The organism is Halomonas sp. MMH1-48, from assembly GCF_022348105.1.
Classification (GTDB): domain Bacteria; phylum Pseudomonadota; class Gammaproteobacteria; order Pseudomonadales; family Halomonadaceae; genus Vreelandella; species Vreelandella piezotolerans.
In genome coordinates, this window is record NZ_JAKRFL010000004.1 from 15,425 (window position 1) to 32,452 (window position 17,028).

Consider the following 17,028-nt stretch of genomic DNA (forward strand, 5'->3'; position numbering starts at 1 on the left):
CATGCAGAGTCTGGATGCCCAAGTTGTCGCGCAGGCCCTTGAGTGGGCCAGGGGCGGCGACACGGTTTGGTACTGCACGGTCCTGTCGACCTTTGGCTCGTCCCCACGGGAGCCGGGCTCCATCATGGTGGCCAACGCCAGCGGTGACCACGTGGGGTCGCTCTCCGGCGGGTGTGTCGAGGAGGATTTCCTCGCACGGGTGATGGCCGGTGAGTACACGATGCCCGCCGTGATCGTGCGCTATGGCGCCCCCGGGAGTGGGGATGGCCATCCCCAGGTGCGCCTGCCCTGTGGCGGCATACTCGATGTGCTGGTCGAGCGACGCGAGGCGGCGTCGGCGAACGTTCAGCATTTCGAACAGCTCAGCGCGGCGCTGGCCGGTGAGCAGGAGTTGCTGCGACGCGTCAGCCTGGCCGATGGCGCCGCGTCGCTGGCGCCCGCGAGCGCTGGCGGGCCGCGTGTGTGCTACGAGGCGCATGGGGAGAGCGTGCTCCTGCGCGTGGGGCCTGTGGCCAAACTCATTCTCGCCGGATACTCCTCGGTGGCCGAAGCGTGCGCGCACTTCGCCCTGCGGTTGGGGTATCAGGTCGTGCTATGCGATCCGCGGGAGGAGGTCACGGCCAGTGTCGAGTGGCCCGAGGGGATGACGTTCGTTCCCCAATTGCCGTCCCAGTACATTGCCCTGCCGGGGATGTGTACGTCGTCGACCGCCGTGGTGGCCGTGACCCACGATCCGCGAATCGACGACCTGGCCATGATGGAAGCGGTCAAAACCCCGGCGAGCTACATTGGCGTCATGGGCTCTCGACAAACCTCCCGAGCCAGGGCCGCGCGCCTGCGCCGAACCGGCGGGCTGAGCGAGGCAGAGATCGAGCGTATCCACATGCCCATCGGCCTCGATTTGGGCAGCAAAACCCCGGCGGAAATCGCCCTGGCGATCATGGCGGACGTTCTTCGCGTGCGACGAGGGCGCGTCTCGGTGGATAGCCAAGGCTACGAGGAGGGCGCTGACGATGACGCCATACGCGCAGGGCCAAGTCGATAAGCGCTGCTTCTACACCGGCTCGCCGCGGTAGTAGTGCCATAAAAACAGCGACCCTACGCTGCGCCAGGGCGACCAGTGCGCTACCAACTGTCGGGCCTGCTTCGGCGTAGGTTTCTCTTCCAGGCCCTTCAACCGGCCCAGCGCGACACGTAACGCAAGATCGTCGGCGGGGAAAATGTCGGGGCGCTGGAGCGAGAACATCAGGTAGATCTCCGCGCTCCAGCGGCCAAACCCACGCAGTTGGGTAATCGCGGCAATGGCCTCGTCATCGCTGAGATGCGCCAAACCATCGGCGCTAAACGTACCCGCAAGCTCCGCCTCTGCCAGTCCTTTGGCGTACTCGATCTTACGCCACGATAGCCCTGCATCGCGCAGTGCTTGGCCTTCTACGTCCATCACCGCCTTGGCATGCAGTTCGGGCAGCAGCGTATTCACCCGGCCCATGATCGCCCGAGCGGCCTCGGTGGAGATCTGCTGGCTGACGATGGTCGAAAAGAAGGTGGCAAACCCCGGGTCGCGCTGGCGCGGGTTGGGCGCGCCGACCAAGGGGTAAGCGCGGGCAATGTCGGGATCGGCGCTGGTCAAGGCCTGCATGGCGCGCTCGAGGGCACAGGGAGTCATGGCCACCTCTCTTGATCAATAGAGCATCGTAACATCCTAGCAGTTGCTACTTTGATGATGACGCGAAAGTGCAGAATGCCTTGCCCTTTGCATGCTAACTTTTTTAGCGTCGTATATTTATACTTTCGTCTAATCCTGCCATCATTTGCGGTTAACCAGGATCGTTTCAGTGAACAGGCGCTTTACACAGCGCCTGGGGAGAGAGGTATGCAAGCATCATCAACGGAGCTGGCGCGGCATCCGCGATGGGCGGAGTTCGTGCTGGCGCTGGGCGGGTTCGGCATCGGCACCAGCGAATTCGTCATCATGGGGTTGATGAACCGCGTGGCGGAAGACCTAGCCGTGAGCGTGCCGCAAGTAGGCTACTCCATCAGCAGTTATGCGCTGGGGGTCGTGGTGGGGGCGCCGCTAATCTCGACACTGGCCGCGCGGGTGCCTAAACGAGCCCTGCTGATCGCACTGATGTTGGTATTTGCTTTGGGCAACATTGCCAGCGCTATGGCCCCGGGATTTTGGTCGTTCGTCGGGCTGCGCTTTTTAGCAGGGTTGCCCCATGGGGCGTATTTTGGTGTGGCGGCGCTAGTGGCCGCCGGCGCGGTGCCGGTCGATCAACGGGCGCGGGCCATTGCCCGCGTCATGATGGGGCTGACGGTGGCCATTCTAATCGGTGCGCCGTTGGGCACCTGGGCGGGTAACCTGTTGGGCTGGCAGATCGCCTTTGCGGCGGTCGGCGGCATTGCGCTGCTCACGGCGCTGTTGATTCGCCTGTTTGTGCCTGTGCAGCCTGTCGATGCTCACGCCAGCCCGTTGCGAGAGCTTTCCGCACTGGTCAAACAGCGCGTGCTGGTGACCATTGCGATTGCCTGTATCGGCTGCGGCGGTATGTTTTCGATCTTCAGTTATGTCATGCCGACGCTGACCCAGCAGGCGGGCATGAGCGAAGCGCTGGGACCTTTGGTGTTGGTCATCTTTGGCCTGGGCTCCATCGCCGGTAACTTGGTGGGCGGGCGCATGGCGGATAAAAACCTGATGCGGGCCATTCCTACCATTTTGGTGTGGTGCGCTGTGGTGCAGGGGCTGTTCTACTTTGCTGCCAACCAGGTGTGGTCGGGACTGCTGTTCGTGGGGTTGGTGGGCACCAGCATGGCGCTGGCCCCGTCGTTGCAAACGCGGCTGATGGACGTGGCCGAAGATGCCCAAACCATGGCGGCCTCCATGAACCACGCGGCATTCAACGGTGCCAATGCGCTGGGCGCGTGGCTGGCGGGCTTGGCGATTAGCGCTGGGTTTAGCTGGTCGAGCACGGGACTGGTCGGGTCGGGGCTTGCGCTGTGTGGCCTGGTGATTTTTGCTTGGGGGCGCTGGCTGGAGAAGCGCACGGGGTCAGCGCAACCAACGGTTGCTCATGGTTGTAAATAAGGTATGGCTAAATAAATGCTGATGTCATTTAAAGTGGCAAAAAGCGCGTATCGTTCCTAGGGTGTAAAGGTGCAATCCATAAGGAGGTGACCTATGCATACTTCAGTGAATACTTCGCGTCTTGTCACGTTGAGCGCCATTGCTGCACTGACCATCGGGCTGGCGGGCTGTGGTTCCACGACCGGTGAGCGGGCAACCAGCGGTGCCGGTGTCGGGGCGGCGGTTGGTGCAGGGGCCGCTGCCGTGACCGGTGGTAGCGTCACACAAGGGGCTGTCATTGGTGGTGGTGTGGGTGCCGCCACGGGGGCAGCCACCGATGAAGAGGATATCAACCTCGAATAACTCACCTGCCTAGCGGCATAGGCTAAAACCGCGCATGCCTAGATGAAAGTGGTCGGCATGCGCGGCGTTGTACTCAGGACCAAGTACATTGCCGAACGTCTCACACGCGCCATCCCGCGCGGCTCGCAAAAACGCTCCCGCGTTACCCGTATCGTCCCAGTCGCTAATGAGCGATATTCGCTGGCCGTTCTCGAACTGAAACCCCACCACATCCAGCGCTTCGGCGGTCGCGTGCTCGCTACGTCGCCCCGTCTCACGGCCATATACGTTGCGGCAGGCAAAACTACCCACATGGTTCACTTGGGCGACCCGGCTACCCATGATGGCCTGTGCGGCAGGCTGCAACGCATGGCGTTCATACATCACCCACGCCAGCGCTAGCGGGCAGGAGGCCACGAAACTCTGGTTGAAGCGCACGCTACTGCGTTGCATGCGTACGGTATTGCTGAGTGGGCAGCTGGCGGTAGGGGTGTAATCGGCCAGTGGCGTGTAGCGCAGTTCGCCTTCGGGCACGGTGTCGAGCGCTGCGAGGCAGGCGGTGCGGTCGTCGTTCAAGCGCTTGAGCTTCAGTTGGGTAATGGGCGTGATAGGGTCATCGACGTGTAACTGCGCCCAGGGAGCCCAGTGCCGGGGAATCTCGATCATCCCTTTTTGCAGCGCCACTCCCAGCGCAATCAAGCATAAAATGAACAATGTGCTGCGCATGCTGACCTCCTTGCGGCTGTTTGGAAACGCTACAGTCCCTGCCATGGGTGTGCGATACTGCGCACCCTATGACGTCGGCAGTGGCCAGCCTGCGTGATGACGAACGACCATTTTGACTAACTAGGGAAGCGCTTCATGTCCCAGGGTACGCTGTTTATTGTTTCTGCCCCGTCGGGCGCGGGTAAAACCAGCCTCGTTCGTGAGCTGATCGAAAGCCTGGACGGTATTCAGGTGTCGGTGTCGCATACCACGCGTGCCAAACGCGAAGGTGAGGTCAATGGCGTCAATTACCACTTTACCCAAGTGCCTGACTTCGAAGCGATGATCGACCGCGGCGACTTCTTCGAGTATGCCAAGGTCTTCGACAATTACTATGGCACTTCGCGTCAGTCGGTCCAAACCTTGCTAGACGCGGGGCAAGACGTCATCCTAGAGATCGATTGGCAGGGCGCGCAGCAGGTACGCGAGCAGATGCCTTCTGCCGTGTCGATCTTCATCCTACCGCCATCGCGTAGCGAGCTGGAGCGACGTCTCTCCAGCCGTGGCACCGACGAACACGCGGTGATTGCCCGACGCATGCGCGATGCAGTCAGTGAGATGTCCCACTACGACGAGTACGACTACCTGGTCATCAACGACGACTTCACCACGGCGCTTCAGGAACTCCAATCGCTGGTGATCAGCCGCCGCTTGACGCGCGCCACCATGCAGGAACGCCACGCGCCGCTGCTCGATGCACTCTTGTCACAGGCGCCTAGCGTCGAGTAATCTATCAGGTCCTATCACCACTCTTTTCGCTGGGTCGGCGACGTTGTTCAACAACGCCGGCCCGGCGTCGTCATTACAGGAAGGCCCCATGGCTCGCGTAACCGTTGAAGATTGTCTGGAAAATGTAGAAAACCGCTTCAAACTGGTGATGATTTCCACCCAGCGTGCTCGCCAGCTGGCCCGCGGCTCCCGCGATGCTCAACTGCCCTGGGAAAACGATAAGCCCACCGTCATGGCGCTGCGCGAAATCGCCGCAGGCCTGGTGGATCACAGCGTTCTGGACGAGCCGGTCGAAGCGCCGGTGCGCGCGCGTCCCGCCATGACGCCTAGCACTCAAATCGACGATTAAGCAGGCAGCGATTAGAGGCGCGGTACATGTTCACCATCGATGACCTGGCCGATCGACTCGGCGGCTACTTACCCCCGGACGAGATCCAGCAGGTCAAGCGCGCCTTCTACTACGCCGAGCAGGCCCACGATGGCCAGCGCCGCCGCTCGGGTGAACCTTACGTCACCCATCCGCTGGCGGTCGCCAATATTCTCGCCAACATGCACATGGACCATCAAAGCCTGATGGCCGCCATGCTGCACGACGTGATCGAAGACACCGGCGTGTCCAAAAAAGCCCTGGCGGCCCAGTTCGGCAAGCCGGTAGCCGAGCTCGTCGACGGTGTTTCCAAGCTTACCCAGATCACCTTCGAAGACAAAGCCGTTGCTCAGGCGGAAAACTTCCAGAAGATGGTGCTGGCGATGTCGCGGGATATTCGCGTCATCATCGTCAAGCTGGCCGACCGACTGCACAACATGCGCACCTTGGGCGCGTTACGCCCTGACAAAAAGCGCCGCATCGCCCGGGAAACCCTGGAAATCTATGCGCGTATTGCGGGTCGGTTGGGTATCAATACCATTCGTGTCGAGCTGGAAGACCTCTCGTTCCAGGCGATTCACCCCATGCGCGCCGAGCGTATCAAGCGCGCCGTGGCCAGTGCGCGGGGCAATCGTCGCAGCGCCATGCGGGAAATTCAGTCATCTCTGCAGCAGAGCCTCGACGATGAAGGCCTGAAAGGCACGGTGATTGGTCGCCAAAAGCACCTGCTCTCGATCTACAAGAAGATGCGCGATCAGCGTAAGCCCTTCATCGAGATCATGGATGTCTTCGGTTTTCGGATCATCACCGAAGACGTGGCGAGCTGCTATCGAATCCTAGGCGTCGTGCACAACCTTTATAAGCCGGTGCCGGGGCGGTTCAAAGACTACATTGCGATTCCCAAAGCGAACGGCTATCAAAGCCTGCACACTACGCTGTTTGGCCAGCGGGGCATGCCCATCGAAGTGCAGATCCGCACCCGAGAGATGGAAGCCATGGCCAATAACGGGATCGCTGCCCACTGGCTCTATAAAGCCGGCCAGACCGCGCACCCGATTGCCGAAGGTAGCCACGCTCGCGCCCGCGCCTGGGTGAAGGGGCTTTTGGAGATGCAGCGCCACGCGGGGGATTCGCTGGAGTTCATCGAGCACGTCAAGAACGACCTGTTCCCCGACGATATCTACGTGTTCACCCCGAAAGGCGACATCATGGAGCTGCCCCAGGGCGCCACGGTGATCGACTTCGCCTACAGCGTACACACCGATATCGGCAATAACTGCATCGCCTGCCGGATCGACCGTCACCTCGCGCCGCTCTCCACGCGGCTGGAAAGCGGCCAGACGCTGGAGATCATTACTGCCCCCGGCGCGCGTCCCAATCTGGCGTGGCTGAATTTCGTCACCACGGCCAAGGCGCGCTCCGCCATTCGCCATGCGTTGAAGCATCAGCAGCAGGCGGAGGCGGTGATGCTGGGCCGTCGACTGCTCAACAAGGCGCTGGCACCGTTCGAAACGAGCCTGGAAGAGCTCGACGAAAGTATCTTCGAGCAGGCGCTCGAGCAGCTGGACGCACCGTCGCTGGATGCCTTGCTCGAGTCGTTGGGGTTAGGCAACCGCATGGCGCACGTGGTCGCGCGTCGCTTGGTGGATGTCGCCCATGGCGACAGCTTCGATAAGACACTGTCTGACAGCAACGACAAGGCCGTGGTCATCAGCGGCAGCGAAGGCATGGTGATCAACTTTGCCCGTTGTTGCCACCCCTTGCCCGGCGACCCGGTGGTAGGACATCTCTCGGTCGGTAAAGGGCTGGTGGTACACCGCAGCGAGTGTAAAAATCTCGCCGAGCGTAAAAACGATCCCGAAAAGCTGTTTGCGCTGGAGTGGTCGGAACACATCGACGAAGACTTCCCGGTGGCACTGCGTATCGAAATCGAAAGCCGCCGTGGCTTAGTGGCCGAGCTGGCGGGACTGGTGACCGATGCCGATGCCAATATCGAGCGCATTGGTATCGAAGAGCGCGACGCGCGCCTCTCCACCGTCAATCTCACGCTGTCGGTCAAAGGGCGTGTCCACCTCGCCCGCATCATTAAACGCATCCGTAACCTGCCCAACGTTGGCAAAATTACCCGTACCGCTAACTAAACACCCATGCGTCGACGGCTGGCGTTTCAAGCTGGCGGCGTCAGCCATGGCGATAATAAGCAACGTTTCATTTTTACAGGAGAAGGACACCCCATGAGCAACAAAGCGGTTATCAACACAGAAAAGGCCCCTGCCGCCATCGGCCCTTATTCCCAGGCCATCAAAGCAGGCAACACGGTGTATCTGTCGGGCCAGATTCCGCTCGACCCAGACACCATGGAAATCGTCTCGGACGATTTCGAAGCTCAGGCGCGTCAGGTCTTTACCAACCTGCAGGCCGTGTGTGAAGAAGCCGCTGGGTCGCTGGGCGATATCGTCAAGCTCAACCTCTATTTGGTCGATCTGGACAACTTTGCGATCGTCAACAAGGTGATGGAAGAGTTCTTTTCCACGCCGTTCCCGGCGCGTGCGGCGGTCGGCGTGAAGGCGCTGCCCAAAGGCAGCCAAGTAGAAGCCGAAGCCGTGATGGTGATCGGCGACTAAACGGCGTGACACCGACGCATACAAAAAGAGCGAGCCTATGAGGCTCGCTCTTTGCGTTTTCTAGCGTTCCAATCGACTCGCGGCTGGAGCGCTAGGCTTTTTGCAACTCTAAAAAACCGCCCTCTTTCAACACCTGGGCATAGCCCTCTTTGTAGGTCGGATAGCGGAAGGTGTAGCCAGTTTCGAGAATACGGCGGTTGTCGCAACGCTTGCTGGCACGACGGCGCAGCGGCGACTGCATGGTGTCGGTGGACTCCACCTTCAACTGTTTGGCCAACCACGCCATCACGTTGTGCATGGTCACCGGTTCGCAGTCGCTACCGAGATAAAGGTCGGCCAGCGGTGTGCCGCTCTCCTGGCAGCGGATCAGGTGCGCCAGAATGCCGGTGCAGTCGTCCCGATGGATGCGGTTGGAGTAGATCACCGGCGTGACGGCGGCCAGTCGGCCTTCGGCCACTTGGTGAATCAAACGATCACGCCCTGGGCCATAAATACCGGAGAAGCGCACCACGGTGCCGGGCAGCGGGTGATTGAGCAGCGCCTGTTCGGCCTCGCACATCAGGGTGCCGGAGAAACTAGTGGATTCCGTGGGGCTCTCCTCGTTGACCACCTCGCCCTCTTGCTGACCATAGACACTGGTAGAGGAGACGAAGAAGATGCGCCGTGGCGGTGTGTCGTGCTGCTCCAGTACGCTGAGCACACGCTTGAGACCGTCTGGATAGGCGCTTTGGTAAGCACTCTCTTCGAAGCGGTCTGCACTGACGGTGTAAATCACGTAGTCGGCTTGGGGCAGGGCGCTGGCGTCGGCTCCTTCCAGGTCGTTGAGATCGAGGGATAGCGGCTCGATGCCGGTATGCTCTAATGCGTTGGCTTGGCGGCGCACACCTATCACGCGATGCCCATCGTTTAGCAGCTCTTGTCCAAGCGTGACGCCGATGTCTCCACAGCCGATAATCAGTACCGTTAGTTTCACCTTGCTCACCCCTCTTGATAAATATTCCCTATCAGATACAAAGTCCCTATGAGATGTGCCATCTTCAATAGGGCTTGTCTGTCCTTTTCCGTCTCGCTAACACGATGACTCGAGCTGCAACGAGAGGATGCCACTGGCATTGCTATGACTTTAACAGAACTTCGCTACATCGTAACCCTTGCCCAAGAGCGCCATTTTGGCCGCGCCGCCGAGCGCTGCCATGTTTCCCAGCCGACGCTCTCGGTCGCCGTGAAAAAACTCGAAGACGAGCTGGACATTCCGCTGTTCGAACGCTCTAAATCCACCGTGCAAGTCACGCCCTTGGGCGAAAAGATCGTTGCCCAGGCCCAGCGCGTATTGGAACAGAGCGGTTTGATCTACGAGCTGGCCAGCGCGGGCAAAGACCAGCTCGCTAACCCGCTGCGCATCGGCGCGATTTATACCATTGGACCTTACCTATTCCCCCATTTGGTACCAGCACTGGCCAGCGCTGCCCCGCAAATGCCGCTGTATATCGAAGAGGGCATGACCGGCACGCTGCGCGCCAAGCTGCGTAGCGGCGAGCTGGACGTGATCATCGTGGCCCTACCGTTTACCGAAACCGACGTGGTCACCAAGCCGATCTACGACGAGCATTTCGAGGTGTTGATGCCTGCCAGCCACCCGTGGGTCGAGCGCGAGGCGATCCATAAAGAGGATCTATTGGAAGAGCGGCTGCTGCTGCTGGGCGAAGGCCACTGCTTCCGCGACCAAATCCTCGAAGCTTGCCCGGCGATTACGCAAAAGCTCAACAGTCCCAACAATACCCTGATTGCCGAAGGCGGCTCACTCGAGACGATTCGCCATATGGTGGCGTCCAAACTCGGCATTACCGTGCTGCCGCAGTCGGCGCTCGGCACCGACCAGTACGAGAACGCCATGCTGGTTAGCCGCCCCTTCGTGGAACCGGCACCCTCGCGCACGGTGGCCATTGCCTGGCGTGCCAGCTTTCCGCGCCCGAAGGCCATCGATGCATTGGCCAACGCGATCAGCCAGTGCCAGCAGCCGGTGCATAAGGTGAAGCAAGCCCCATGAGTGAGCTGTCCGCACCGGTGACGGCGCTCAAGGGCGTAGGCGAGGCGCTGGCCATCAAGCTGGCCCGCCTAGGCGTGGAACGCGTGAGTGATCTGCTGTTTCACTTGCCGCTACGCTACCAGGATCGCACGCGACTCACCCCCATTGGCCTGCTGCGGGCAGGCCATGAAGCGGTGGTCGAGGGGGAAGTCACCGCCAACGATATCGTCAAAGGGCGACGGCGCAGCCTGCTGATTCGTCTGCGCGACGGTAGCGGCATTTTGAGCCTGCGCTTTTTCCACTTCTCGTCTGCGCAACAGCAGCAGCTTCGCCCCGGCGTGACCGTTCGGGCGTTTGGCGAAGCGCGGGCAGGGGCCACGGGGCTAGAGATCTATCATCCGGAATACCGTCTTAGCGGCGGTAGCGAAACGCCGGTGGAGGAGTACTACACGCCGATTTACCCCACCACCGAGGGGCTGCACCAAACTCGCCTGCGTGCGCTGACCCAGCAGGCGCTGCGCCTGTTAGAGCAGGCGCCCGAAGCGCTGCCCGATGTGATTCCCGATGCCCTGCGTCAGCGCTTCCAACTGCCGGGGCTGCACGCTAGCTTGCAGTTACTGCACCAGCCGCCGCCGGACGTGGATTTGGAGCAGCTGGCCCATGGCCACCACCCCGCCACGCGACGCCTAGCGTTGGAAGAGCTGTTGGCCCATCAACTGAGCCTGCGGGAAGTGCGCCTGCGTATCCAGGCCGACGGCGCACCGGAGCTACCGTCGGGGCGCAGCCTGCAAACGCGCTTTCTGGCGCAGCTACCGTTTGCGCTCACCGGTGCCCAGCGTCGGGTGCTGGAAGAAATAGCCCTCGACCTGGCCCGCCCCGCGCCCATGCTGCGCCTAGTGCAGGGGGATGTAGGGTCGGGCAAGACGGTGGTGGCTGCTATGGCGGCGCTCTCGGCGCTGGCGGGCAACTGCCAAGCGGCGATGATGGCGCCCACGGAGATCCTCGCCGAACAGCACTACCGCGCCTTCAAAGCGTGGTTCGAGCCGCTGGGCATCGAAGTGGCGTGGTTGGCAGGCAAGCTAAAGGGCAAGGCGCGGCTGGATGCCAAAGCCGCCATTGCCGACGGCCGAGCGCGTATGGTGGTGGGCACCCACGCGCTGTTTCAAGACGACGTGCATTTCCAGTGTTTGGGGCTGGCGATCATCGATGAGCAGCACCGTTTTGGCGTGCACCAGCGCCTTGCCCTGCGTGAAAAAGGCGAAGCCGGTGGATTGACGCCCCATCAGCTGATCATGACCGCCACGCCGATTCCCCGCACCCTTGCCATGAGTGCCTATGCGGACTTGGATGTCTCGGTGATCGACGAGCTGCCGCCGGGACGCACGCCGGTGAAAACCGTGGTGGTGTCGGACGAGCGCCGCCCCGAGGTGGTCGAGCGTATTCGCAACGCCTGCCGTGACGGTCGCCAAGCGTACTGGGTGTGTACGCTGATCGAAGAGTCGGAGGCGCTGCAGTGCCAGGCCGCTGAAGTGACCCGCGATGAACTCACCCAGGCGCTGCCGGAACTGGCCATTGGGCTGATTCATGGGCGTATGAAGGCGGCCGAAAAGGCCGAGGTGATGGAGGCCTTCAAAGCCGGTGAGCTCGACCTGCTGGTGGCGACCACGGTGATCGAGGTGGGAGTCGACGTGCCCAACGCTAGCTTGATGATCATCGAAAACCCTGAGCGTTTGGGGCTTTCCCAGCTTCATCAGCTGCGCGGCCGGGTGGGACGCGGCAGCACCGAAAGCTTCTGCGTGCTGCTTTACCACCCGCCGCTCTCCAAAAGCTCTCGGGAACGGCTCGGCGTGATGCGGGAAACCACCGACGGCTTCCGTATTGCTGAAAAAGACTTGGAAATCCGCGGCCCTGGCGAGGTATTAGGGACTCGCCAAACCGGCCTCGCCCAGATGAAAATCGCCGATCTAGAGCGCGATGCCGACCAGCTAGAGCGGGTCACCGCCCTGGCTCAGGCGCTCCAGGGCAACACCGAGGTCACTACCGTGCTGGTGCGCCGCTGGCTGGGCGAGGCGGCGGGCCGCTACGGGCAGGTGTAATGGCGGTGTAGTGAGGTGGCATCGAGGCGTGGCCAAGGGTCACGTGGCCGTATCGAGCGCGTGCAGCGACTCTGCGTTCGAATCGGTCAAACGATGGGCGGCATCGCTCAAGGGGCCAAGCTGCTCGGCAATCAGGCGCAGTTGGCTTTGAATGGGCCGATAGAGCGTGATGGCCTTCTCTTCTCCGCTGCCGCCGTGCTCCCCTAGCTGGCTCAGCAGCTCGTTGGCAGGCGCGGTCAGCGGCTCCACGGGTAGGCGTTTATCCAGCTGTTCCGCTAGCTGTTCCAGTAAGGCGCTGATCCGCTTGGCCTGCGGCACGAGGGTGGCATCGTCTTCATCCTCTGCCAGCCGGTGGCGGTGGGCACCTAGCGCGGAGAGGTGGCTGAGCAGCGTGTTGGAGAGCACCAAAAAGCGCAGCCCGTTGTCGGCATCCTGCTTCCGGTAGTGCCCCGGCTCGTGGAGCATGTTGGTGAGCAGGGTCGAGAGCGCCGCATCCGCGTTGTGCGCATTGCGCCGTGCCAAGCGGTAAGCTAGGTCGTCCTGCTTGCCCTCTTCGTACTGGTGGACGATTTCGTCCAAGTAGCGGCGGTGGTTGGTCAGCACCTTGGCGGCCTCACGGTAGAGGCGGCGGCCCTGCCAGTCCGGCAGAATGAAAAATACCGCCAGTCCCGCAATCAGCGAGCCGATCAACGTATCGAACAGCCGCGGCCAGATAAGGTCGAAGCCATCCCCCACCTGGTTGAAACTGCACAGCACCAGCAGGGTGATCGAGGCCGTGGCGATCACGTAATGTTTTTCACGATTGGCAAAGAATGACACGCCCGCCGCCACGGCAATCATGCTCTGGATCAGCGGTTGGGGAAACAGGCTGATAGAGGCCCAGCCTGCCACCAGCCCGAGTACCGTGCCCACTATCCGCTGGGAGAGAAAGCGCCGCGTGGTGGCAAAGTTAGGTCGACATACGAACAGCGTGGTCAGCAAAATCCAGAACCCTTGCTGGGGGTCGAGCCACTGCAGCAGCCCATAGCCCGCTACTAGCGCGGTGGTTAGGCGCACCGCGTGGCGAAAGGTAGGCGAGCCTAGCGTGATATTGAGCCGCACCCGTTTCCAGGCCTCCTGCAGACTCGAGGGAGAGCGGTCGTAGAGCGCGCTATCTCGGCGTTCGTCGTCGGTATCCGGGTTGTGGGCGCTGGCAATCTGCGCTTCGAGAGTGGTGAGGTTGTCCGCTAAGGCATTCAACGGGCGCATCAGTGGCCGCCATTCGGGCTTGCCGCGCTCGCTCAGATTATCGATCGAGGCGCGCAGGTCGGCCAGCGCCTGCTCGCTCTGCTCGTGGCTGAAAGGGCGATTCAGCAGCAGCGATTTGGCCAGCTGGCGGCAGGCGCGGCCCTGCTGGTCGAGTAGCCGCTGGCAGCGAAACAGCACATCGTGGTGGAAAAAGGCGTCAGTAAGCGCGCTGTAGGGGTAGTGGGTGGAGCTGGCCCGTTCGTGGATATCCTGGGCGATAAAGTAAATTTGCAGGTAGCGGTTGAGCTTACGGTTACCGCGCTGGCCCTCTAGGCGGCGAAAAATCATCTCCTTGGCTTGGTTGAGCGCCTCCACCACTTGGCCGTTCTGCCGTGCTAATGCCACGCGGCGAGCTTCGACATCCACACCGCGTACCGGCTCGAACAGCGCCGACTTCAAGATCAAGAACTCCCCCAGGGCTTTGTAGACCCGCGCCATGCTCTGCTTGACCGGCTGGCGGGAGAACAGTGCACACCACACCACGGAAATCGCGCCGTACCAGGCCGCTCCGGCCAAAAGCAGCAGCTGGCGCGAGGCGACGTCTTCATCCACGCCACCGTGCTGCTCGATATTGATCATGGAGTAGATCGACAGAATCAGCGTGCCCGAGGCAATCGTCGCGTAGCGCTGGCCAATCGCCCCCAGCATGATCAGCGTGAAGGTAGAGAGCGCCAAGCCGACCGCAAATAGCCACGGCCACGGAAACAGCCACTGCACCACGAACGACGCCGATGCAAAGCAGAGCAGCGTCACTACCAGTGCCTGCAAACGCCCTTGCCAGCTATCGTCGGTCTCGGAGAGGGCACTGGCAATGATGCCCAAAAATAGCGGAATGACCAGTGCCACATCCCCCGCTAGCCCGCTCAACAGCAGCGCCCCGCTGAAGGCGATGAACACCCGCAGGCTGTAAGCGAACTTGTCCAGTGTCCAAAGGCGGCGCAGGGAATGGGTCAGGGGCATAGAGGCTCGTGTGACAAGTGATGTTAGACTTTAGTCTTGGTTAGTATAGAGGCATCGCAACGATGATGTCGCTCTTGACCTATCAACGCTAATGCTATCGCGGCCATGTGTTCTAAAAATTAGTGCACCAAAACGCTATGATTGAAACAGTAACCTTTCGATACTCGGAGTGACTCTAAAAAAAATAGGATCACTCCCATGGATCTAAAACTGCTGCTGGACTGGCGTCTACATCTTCTGGTGATACTGACGTCGATGTTTTCCGAGTGGATCGGCATCATTCGGATTCCGCTTGGGCCGGGAACATTACTACTATTACCACTCCTCTACGCGTTTATCATTGGCGTACTCTTCAATCCTCATCTCTTTTCAGCAATGGGCAAGGCCATTCCCAAGCCGGTGAGTCATGCCGCAGGCCCCATCATTCTGATCGCCATTTTGCCGTTCATTGCCAAGTTTGGCTCCACCATTGGGCCAGCGATCGAGCAAATTATCGCGGCGGGTCCTGCGCTGATTCTTCAAGAGCTGGGGAATCTTGGCACCATGCTGATCGCGCTGCCCTTTGCGGTACTCGTGCTCAAAATGGGCCGGGAAGCGATTGGTGCGACCTACTCCATTGCCCGCGAACCCAACATTGCCATTATTTCAGACCGTTACGGGCTAAGAAGCCCTGAAGGCATCGGCATTATGGGCGTGTACGTGGTGGGTACTATGTTCGGTACGCTCTACTTTGCCCTGATGGCGGGCTACATCGCCTCGCTAGATATCCTCGATATCCGCGCGCTGGCCATGGCCTGCGGTGTCGGCAGTGGCAGCATGGTAGCGGCATGCTCGGCAGCGTTGGCAGAAGCCGTCCCTGCCGCCAAAGATGAGCTGCTTGCCTTTGCCGGCGCCAGCAATCTGCTCACCTACGCCACCGGATTGTATGTATCGCTCTTTATTGCGCTACCGGTCACCGAGTGGATGTTTACGCGTTTGAAGGGTACCCGTCAGGAGGTTCGCCATGAAAACTCATGAGAGCACCGTCGATCAGTTCGACGCTGAGGCATTAAAAGAGCTGCGCCCTGAACAGCAGCTAGGTAAAACAGCCCTTGTGCTGGCGGCTGTCTGTGTGGCGGCGTGGTTTAGCAACATCGTCAACGGCTCGCCTTTGTTGGATGCGCTGCCTGGCATGCTGATTTTGTATGTCATGGTCATCATCGGCTTAGTGGTCGGGCGGCTATGCCCTTTTTATCTGCCTAGTGTGGCGTGGGTCTCGCTGATTAGTATCATCGCGACGCTCCCCGTCTTTCCGGGTAACGGCTGGATCATTGGGCAGTTGGCAGAGGTGAATTTCTTGGCGGTGGTCACCCCCGTACTGGCGTATGCCGGACTAGCGCTGACCCACCGTGAATTCTCGATGTTCAAGCAGACCGGCTGGAAGCTGGTCATTGTGGCCCTTCTCGTCTTCACCGGCACCTTTATTGGGTCGGCGGTGGTGGCTCACGTGATGCTTTAAGGAATACAAAACATGGCGACGTCAATACCCTTGCCTGATAGTAAAGAACTCACCGCTTGGCGACACGATTTCCACCAGCATCCGGAAACGGCGTTCGAGGAGCAGCGCACGAGTGCACGTATCGCCGCGCTGCTCGGTGAGTGGGGCTTTGAAGTGACCACTGGAATCGCTGGAACGGGCGTGGTCGCCGCGTTGGACGGTCAGCAGGGTGAAGGTAAAACGATCGGCCTTCGGGCCGATATCGATGCCCTGGATATCCGTGAAGAGACCGGGCTTGCCTACGCCTCGCAGACGCCGGGCAAGATGCACGCCTGCGGTCACGATGGCCATACCACGATGTTGCTGGGGGCGGCCTGGGCGCTGAAGCAGCAGCCCGACTTCAAAGGACGGGTGGTGTTCATCTTCCAACCCGCCGAAGAGAACGAAGGCGGTGGCCGTGCCATGGTGGAGGACGGCCTGTTCGAGCGCTTTCCGATGGACGCGGTGTACGGCCTGCACAACTGGCCTGGGCTGCCCGTTGGTGTGGCAGCGGTGCACGATACCGACGTCATGGCCGCGTTTGATATTTTCAGCCTGACATTGACCGGTAAAGGCTGCCATGCAGCGATGCCGCATCTAGGCATTGATACGGTGCTGGCGAGTTGCCAACTGATCAGCCAACTGCAAGGCCTGATAAGCCGTGAAACGCCACCGGATAAATCGGCGGTGCTGAGTGTGACCAGCATCAATGCGGGAGACACGTTCAATGTGATTCCCGAGCAGGTGGCGCTGCGCGGCACGCTACGCTGTTTCGATATGGCGCTGAAAGAACGCCTAGAAGCGCGTTTCAAACAGGCGATTGCGAGCTTGGCCGACTTCCATGGTTTAGCCGTTGAGCTGGATTACCAGCGTTGCTACCCCGCCACGATCAATACGCCAGCGCATGCCCAGCACTGCGCAACGGTATTAGCGGGCTTGCTAGGCCAAGAAAATGTGCTGCGTAACCCGCCACCTAGCATGGCGTCCGAAGATTTCTCGTTCCTGCTTGCCGAACGGCCCGGTGCTTACATCTGGATGGGCAACGGTGAGGACTCGGCGTCGCTGCATAACCCCCACTACGATTTTAACGATGCGCTATTGCCGCTAGGAACGCGCTACTGGGTGGAGTTGGTCAAAGCGCTCTTGGTCTAAATAGCCAAACGATTTAACTCGCGTTATTCGCTTCCTTATGCCCACTGGGTAGGGGAGCGTCTACCCAGCATTCAGCGTTTTCTGCACTGTAAGGAGTTTT

Annotated in this window: 16 protein-coding genes; 12 read left to right on the top strand and 4 right to left on the bottom strand. The window is 60.6% G+C overall.

Features of this window, described 5'->3' with window-relative positions; genetic code table 11:
* Nucleotide 1 precedes the first annotated feature (1 nt).
* Nucleotides 2-1,045, top strand: coding sequence for an XdhC family protein (locus MHM37_RS05135; RefSeq protein ID WP_139526132.1), 1,044 nt, complete (start codon nucleotides 2-4; stop codon nucleotides 1,043-1,045).
* Between the two features lie 9 nt (nucleotides 1,046-1,054).
* Here the strand turns inward: MHM37_RS05135 and MHM37_RS05140 are convergent, their stop codons facing one another.
* Nucleotides 1,055-1,666, bottom strand: coding sequence for a DNA-3-methyladenine glycosylase 2 family protein (locus MHM37_RS05140; protein WP_239296344.1), 612 nt, complete (start codon nucleotides 1,664-1,666; stop codon nucleotides 1,055-1,057).
* 207 nt (nucleotides 1,667-1,873) lie between these two features.
* On the opposite strand from MHM37_RS05140, the gene MHM37_RS05145 reads away from it, so the two are divergent.
* Nucleotides 1,874-3,085, top strand: coding sequence for an MFS transporter (locus MHM37_RS05145; protein ID WP_239296343.1), 1,212 nt, complete (start codon nucleotides 1,874-1,876; stop codon nucleotides 3,083-3,085).
* Nucleotides 3,086-3,178: 93 nt separating this feature from the next.
* Nucleotides 3,179-3,427 (top strand): hypothetical protein, encoded by a 249-nt coding sequence (locus MHM37_RS05150; RefSeq protein ID WP_139526129.1) that lies wholly within the window; start codon nucleotides 3,179-3,181, stop codon nucleotides 3,425-3,427.
* 9 nt (nucleotides 3,428-3,436) lie between these two features.
* Here the strand turns inward: MHM37_RS05150 and MHM37_RS05155 are convergent, their stop codons facing one another.
* The gene (locus tag MHM37_RS05155) at nucleotides 3,437-4,132 is read right to left on the bottom strand and encodes an extensin family protein (protein WP_239285758.1); all 696 of its coding nucleotides are present in this window, start codon (nucleotides 4,130-4,132) and stop codon (nucleotides 3,437-3,439) included.
* Between the two features lie 135 nt (nucleotides 4,133-4,267).
* On the opposite strand from MHM37_RS05155, the gene gmk reads away from it, so the two are divergent.
* The 4 genes from gmk (at nucleotide 4,268) to MHM37_RS05175 (ending at nucleotide 7,891) form a co-directional block, all read left to right on the top strand.
* Nucleotides 4,268-4,900 (top strand): guanylate kinase, encoded by a 633-nt coding sequence (gmk, locus tag MHM37_RS05160; RefSeq protein WP_153843578.1) that lies wholly within the window; start codon nucleotides 4,268-4,270, stop codon nucleotides 4,898-4,900.
* A gap of 88 nt (nucleotides 4,901-4,988) precedes the next feature.
* The gene (gene rpoZ, locus MHM37_RS05165; RefSeq protein ID WP_139526126.1) at nucleotides 4,989-5,249 is read left to right on the top strand and encodes a DNA-directed RNA polymerase subunit omega; all 261 of its coding nucleotides are present in this window, start codon (nucleotides 4,989-4,991) and stop codon (nucleotides 5,247-5,249) included.
* Between the two features lie 26 nt (nucleotides 5,250-5,275).
* Complete coding sequence (locus MHM37_RS05170) at nucleotides 5,276-7,408, top strand: RelA/SpoT family protein (RefSeq protein WP_139526125.1); 2,133 nt, start codon at nucleotides 5,276-5,278, stop codon at nucleotides 7,406-7,408.
* A 93-nt stretch (nucleotides 7,409-7,501) separates the two neighbouring features.
* Nucleotides 7,502-7,891, top strand: coding sequence for a RidA family protein (locus MHM37_RS05175; RefSeq protein WP_139526124.1), 390 nt, complete (start codon nucleotides 7,502-7,504; stop codon nucleotides 7,889-7,891).
* Nucleotides 7,892-7,982: 91 nt separating this feature from the next.
* On the opposite strand, the gene MHM37_RS05180 is transcribed toward MHM37_RS05175, so the two are convergent.
* Nucleotides 7,983-8,864, bottom strand: coding sequence for an SDR family oxidoreductase (locus MHM37_RS05180; RefSeq protein WP_139526123.1), 882 nt, complete (start codon nucleotides 8,862-8,864; stop codon nucleotides 7,983-7,985).
* Between the two features lie 144 nt (nucleotides 8,865-9,008).
* On the opposite strand from MHM37_RS05180, the gene MHM37_RS05185 reads away from it, so the two are divergent.
* Complete coding sequence (locus MHM37_RS05185; RefSeq protein ID WP_139526122.1) at nucleotides 9,009-9,938, top strand: hydrogen peroxide-inducible genes activator; 930 nt, start codon at nucleotides 9,009-9,011, stop codon at nucleotides 9,936-9,938.
* Nucleotides 9,935-12,013 carry an ATP-dependent DNA helicase RecG gene (gene recG, locus MHM37_RS05190; RefSeq protein ID WP_239296342.1) on the top strand — a complete coding sequence of 693 codons (2,079 nt, stop codon included), beginning with the start codon at nucleotides 9,935-9,937 and terminating at the stop codon, nucleotides 12,011-12,013. The genes MHM37_RS05185 and recG overlap by 4 nt, the downstream gene beginning before the upstream one ends.
* A 39-nt stretch (nucleotides 12,014-12,052) precedes the next feature.
* Here recG and yccS read toward each other — a convergent pair whose 3' ends face one another.
* The gene (gene yccS / locus MHM37_RS05195; RefSeq protein ID WP_139526120.1) at nucleotides 12,053-14,260 is read right to left on the bottom strand and encodes a YccS family putative transporter; all 2,208 of its coding nucleotides are present in this window, start codon (nucleotides 14,258-14,260) and stop codon (nucleotides 12,053-12,055) included.
* 198 nt (nucleotides 14,261-14,458) lie between these two features.
* On the opposite strand from yccS, the gene MHM37_RS05200 reads away from it, so the two are divergent.
* Genes MHM37_RS05200 through MHM37_RS05210 form a run of 3 tightly spaced genes read left to right on the top strand, consistent with a single transcriptional unit; the run spans nucleotide 14,459 to nucleotide 16,928 of the window.
* Nucleotides 14,459-15,277, top strand: a complete 819-nt coding sequence (locus MHM37_RS05200; protein WP_139526119.1) for a DUF3100 domain-containing protein — start codon at nucleotides 14,459-14,461, stop codon at nucleotides 15,275-15,277.
* Nucleotides 15,264-15,758: a hypothetical protein gene (locus MHM37_RS05205; RefSeq protein ID WP_139526118.1), complete on the top strand. Its 495-nt coding sequence runs from the start codon at nucleotides 15,264-15,266 to the stop codon at nucleotides 15,756-15,758. Before MHM37_RS05200 ends, MHM37_RS05205 begins: the two co-directional genes overlap by 14 nt.
* A 12-nt stretch (nucleotides 15,759-15,770) precedes the next feature.
* Nucleotides 15,771-16,928 carry a M20 aminoacylase family protein gene (locus MHM37_RS05210; RefSeq protein ID WP_239296341.1) on the top strand — a complete coding sequence of 386 codons (1,158 nt, stop codon included), beginning with the start codon at nucleotides 15,771-15,773 and terminating at the stop codon, nucleotides 16,926-16,928.
* Nucleotides 16,929-17,028 lie beyond the last annotated feature (100 nt).